The sequence below is a fragment of the Neisseria sp. P0022.S010 genome (assembly GCF_051956635.1).
Genome location: NZ_JBQCXF010000232.1, coordinates 1 through 4,621 on the forward strand (window position 1 = coordinate 1; position 4,621 = coordinate 4,621).

A 4,621-nucleotide genomic window follows, 5' to 3' on the forward strand; every position below is an offset into this window, starting at 1 on the left:
CTTACAAAGCCGGTCTGTTAACAACCCGACTTTAGAAATTTTAAACGTCTGAAACAGCCTGTTTCAGACTTGTTCGCTGTAAAATCTCTCTCGCAAACAGGATCGATAAATGGAAAATTCATTAAAAGAAGCCGCCCTGCAGTTCCACGAATTCCCCGTGCCGGGCAAAATCTCCGTTACTCCAACCAAATCTCTGGCCACTTCTAAAGACTTGGCGTTGGCGTACTCTCCGGGCGTAGCCGCTCCTTGTATGGAAATCCATGCCGATCCTCAAACTGCCTACAAATACACTGCCAAAGGCAACTTGGTTGCCGTGATTTCCAACGGTACCGCAGTGTTGGGTTTAGGCAACATCGGCGCATTGGCCGGTAAACCTGTAATGGAAGGCAAAGGCGTATTGTTCAAAAAATTCGCCGGCGTTGATGTATTCGATATCGAAATCGATGAAAAAGACCCGCAAAAATTGGTAGACATCATCGCTTCTTTGGAACCGACTTTCGGCGGTATCAACCTCGAAGATATCAAAGCGCCTGAGTGCTTCTACATCGAACGCGAATTGCGCAAACGTTGCAAAATCCCTGTATTCCACGACGACCAACACGGTACTGCCATCATTACCGCTGCCGCTGTATTGAACGCTTTGCGTTATACCGGCCGCAAAATTGAAGAAGCGACGTTGGTGTGCTCCGGCGCAGGTGCCGCAGCGATTGCTTGCTTGAACCAATTGCTGGATTTGGGTCTGAAACGTGAAAACGTGACCGTCTGCGACTCCAAAGGCGTGATTTACAAAACCCGCGAAGACAAAGACGCGATGGATGAATCCAAACAATTCTACGCCATCGAAGACAACGGCCAACGCGTATTGGCTGATGCCGTTAAAGGTAAAGACATTTTCTTGGGTCTGTCCGGTGCAAACCTGCTGACTCCTGAAATGCTGAACACCATGAACGAGAAACCAATCGTGTTCGCTATGGCAAACCCAAATCCGGAAATTCTGCCTCCGTTGGCAAAAGAAACCCGTCCGGATGTGGTAATCGGTACCGGCCGCTCAGACTTCCCGAACCAAGTAAACAACGTATTGTGCTTCCCATTCATCTTCCGTGGCGCATTGGATGTCGGCGCGACCACCATTAACGAAGAAATGAAACGCGCTTGCGTATACGCTTTGGCTGACTTGGCAATGGAAGAGGTAACTGAAGAAGTGGTTGCCGCTTACGGTAAGAAATTTGAATTCGGCGCGGAATACCTGATTCCTACCCCATTCGACTCCCGCCTGTTGCCTCGCGTTGCTTCTGCGACTGCTAAAGCAGCTATGGAAAGCGGCGTGGCTACCCGTCCAATCGCCGACTTGGATGCGTACGCTGCTAAATTGGCTGAATGGAAACTGTAATTCAGTAAGTAGTGCTTGATTGAAAAGGCCGTCTGAAAGTTGTATTTCAGACGGCCTTTTTGTTTATTGGGTATTTTAGAAACGGCTTAATGCAGTAATCGGAATGAAGAATACGATAATCTGCTGATTCAAAATCGACGTGGGAATATGGATTGTTTTCTAAGATAGATTTCTTATTTTTGAGCGGCTTTGACTTTGAAGGGTTTGTACGGGATTGAATACAATATTTTTTCAGCTTTTTTAAACAACGTCAGGCCGTCTGAAATCGAGTTTTCAGACGGCCTGAGTTAATAAAACGGTTTATTTTTGCCAATAGGTTTTGACGTTGACGAACTCATACAACCCGAATTCTGATAGCTCGCGGCCATAGCCGGAAGCTTTGACGCCGCCAAAGGGGAGGCGCAGGTCGCTGCTGGTGTGGCGGTTGATAAAGACAGAGCCTGCTTGGATTCTTTCGGCGTATTGCCATGCGTTTGCCGTGTCGGCTGTATAGATGCAGGCGCCGAGGCCGAAAGGTGTGTCATTGGCAAGTGCGACGGCATGATCCGGATTGTCGGCACGTAAAATCATGGCAACCGGGCCGAAGACTTCTTCGTGCCAAACGCAGCAGTTTGGGTTGACTTGATCCAATACCGTGGCAGGGTAAAACCAGCTTTCTCCCTCAGGGATATAGCCGCCACTCAAACATTGCGCGCCATGTGCAACCGCATCTTGAACCTGTTCATGTACGGTTTGACGTAAATCTTGGCGGTGAAGCGGGGCAAGGGTGGTGTTCGGGTCTTTGGGATTGCCGGTTTGCAGTTTGGCGCACTCGGCAAGGAAGAGCGGGATAAACTGTTCGGCAATATCTTGGGTAACAATGATGCGTTTGGCGGCATTACAGGATTGTCCGGCATCGCGAAAGCGCGAATAGCAGGCATCGATGGCTGCGCGTTGCAGATCGGCATCGGGCAGGATGATAAACGGATTGCTGCCGCCCAGTTCAAGGACGGTTTTTTTTAGATTTTTGCCTGCATGGGCAGCCAGCAGGCGGCCGGTATGGGTCGAACCGGTAAATGCCATGGCATCGGTATCTTCAATGGCTTGAAGCGTGTCTTCATGGCTCAACCATGCGCCGATAAGCGGCAAACCTTTAGGGATAAGGCCGAAGAGGGTTTCGCTGACGCGGGCGACACTTGGCGCAGGTTTGACCGCGCAGGCATTGCCGGCACAGAGGGCAGGGATGGCAAATCGTAAAATCTGCCAAACAGGATAGTTCCACGGCATGACCGCCAAAACAACGCCCAAAGGCTCGAAGCGGACCTGGCTGAGGCTGGCTTGGGTGGCGATGGTTTTATGGGCAAGTAGTTCGGGGGCAAGGCGGACGTAGTAGCGGATAAGCTCGATGGATTTGCTGATTTCGGCACGGCATTCGTGCAGGCAGCGTCCGACTTCTTCGCAAACCATTTCGGCAAGGTGTTCTTGGTTTTGGGTAAGACTGTCGGCAAATTGCTGTAAGAGGGCGGTGCGCTCGGTAATGCTTGATTGGGCAAAGGTTTGCTGAAGGATTTGGAGGCGGTTTAATTCGTCGGTAAACTCGGCATAGCTTTGCGCCGGTCGGCGGTAAATGGTTTCTCCGGTGAAAACGTGGGTGCTGTGAAACATGGTTGGCTCCTTTGTTTTTATGTTTTTATGAGGCCGTCTGAAAATGTTTCAGACGGCCTTTTATTGTGATGATTGTACTTCAAGCGACCAGTTGGGGGAAAATGGATTTTAAGCCGGCAACAATAATCTCTACGGAAATGGCGGCCAGCATCATGCCCATGATGCGGTTGAGGATGGTCAGGCCGGTAGTGCCCAAGCGTTTGCTGATGCGTCCGGCCACGACCAGAATGAAATAGCAAATCAGGCTGACCAAAAAGCCGGAGATGATGATCAGGGCAATATCGCTGTAATTTTTGGCGGCAGAGGAATAAATGATGACAGTGGAGATACCACCGGGGCCGATGGTAATCGGAATGGCAATGGGTACGACGGCAATGGCTTTTTCATTGCGGCGGACTTGTTGCGCACTTTGATGTTCTTCTGAATGGGGATCAATTTTGGGTTTGGCCGGGTTGTCGTTGCCGTTCATTAAGGAGATGGCAATCAGCAAAACCAGAATCCCGCCGCCGACTTGGAAAGAACCGACGCTGATACCGAGTACTTTCAATAAGATACCGCCGCTCAGTGCAAAGACGATGATTACGATGAAAACGGCCAATGCGGCAGTACGCGCGATTCTGCGCTTTTCTTTGGTGCTGTGGTTTTGTGTCAGATCAAGATAAATCGAGAGCGCGCTGAAAGGATTAATCAGCACGAGAAATGCCACAAGCAGCTTGCCGATTTCTACACCCAGTTCCATATTATTCCTCGCTTTCAGTTAGGTCATCGTTATCCGCATTACGGCGGCGGTTTTTGTGTTCGTTGGCAATACCCATCAGCAGGGCGAGCATCACCATGATGGAAAGCGTAGCCGTGCCGCCGTAGCTGACCAAGGGGAGGGGAACACCGACGACGGGTAAAATGCCGCTGACCATGCCCATGTTTACAAAGGCGTAGCAGAAAAAAGTCATGGTCAAGGCGCCTGCCAGAGTACGGCTGTAAAGGGATTGCGCTTGCGCGGCAATCCACAATCCGCGTGCCAGAATGATAAGGTAAACCAGCAGCAACAGGATATTGCCAATCAGGCCGAACTCTTCGCCGAATACCGCGAAAATAAAGTCAGTCGTTGATTCGGGAATATAGTCCAAATGGGTTTGCGTACCGTTTAGCCAGCCTTTACCCCATACGCCGCCCGAGCCGATAGCAATCATGGATTGGATGATGTGGTAGCCTGCACCTAACGGATCTTTGGTTGGATCGAGCAGGGTGAGGACGCGGGTTTTTTGATAGTCGTGCATGCCGTAATTCCACAAAAGTGGCAGTGCGGCTACAAAGGCAATAATAGCGGCAAAAATAGCCTTCCAAGGCAATCCGGCAAAGAAGATGACAAAAATACCCGAAGCCATAATCAATGCTGCCGTACCGAGGTCGGGCTGCTTCAAAATCAGGGCGACAGGAACAAGAATCAGCACGAGGGCGACAATATAATGTATCCATTTCAGACGGCCTTCATAGCGTTGGAAATACCACGCGACAGTCATGGGAATACCGATTTTCATGATTTCGGAAGGTTGGATACGGGTAAAGCCGAGGCTCAGCCAACGGGTC

General features: G+C 50.3%; 4 protein-coding genes. 1 reads left to right on the top strand and 3 read right to left on the bottom strand.

Features of this window, described 5'->3' with window-relative positions:
* Positions 1-109 precede the first annotated feature (109 nt).
* Positions 110-1,390, top strand: coding sequence for a malic enzyme-like NAD(P)-binding protein (locus ACTHUT_RS14295; protein WP_083323859.1), 1,281 nt, complete (start codon positions 110-112; stop codon positions 1,388-1,390).
* A gap of 300 nt (positions 1,391-1,690) precedes the next feature.
* On the opposite strand, the gene ACTHUT_RS14300 is transcribed toward ACTHUT_RS14295, so the two are convergent.
* From ACTHUT_RS14300 to rodA, 3 genes are all read right to left on the bottom strand, one after another.
* On the bottom strand, positions 1,691-3,034 hold the full coding sequence (locus tag ACTHUT_RS14300) for an aldehyde dehydrogenase family protein (protein WP_250600945.1): 1,344 nt from the start codon (positions 3,032-3,034) through the stop codon (positions 1,691-1,693).
* 79 nt (positions 3,035-3,113) lie between these two features.
* The gene (locus ACTHUT_RS14305; protein ID WP_049328611.1) at positions 3,114-3,773 is read right to left on the bottom strand and encodes a MarC family protein; all 660 of its coding nucleotides are present in this window, start codon (positions 3,771-3,773) and stop codon (positions 3,114-3,116) included.
* 1 nt (position 3,774) lies between these two features.
* The coding region (gene rodA / locus ACTHUT_RS14310; protein WP_440418937.1) for a rod shape-determining protein RodA at positions 3,775-4,621 on the bottom strand (847 nt) is incomplete at its 5' end.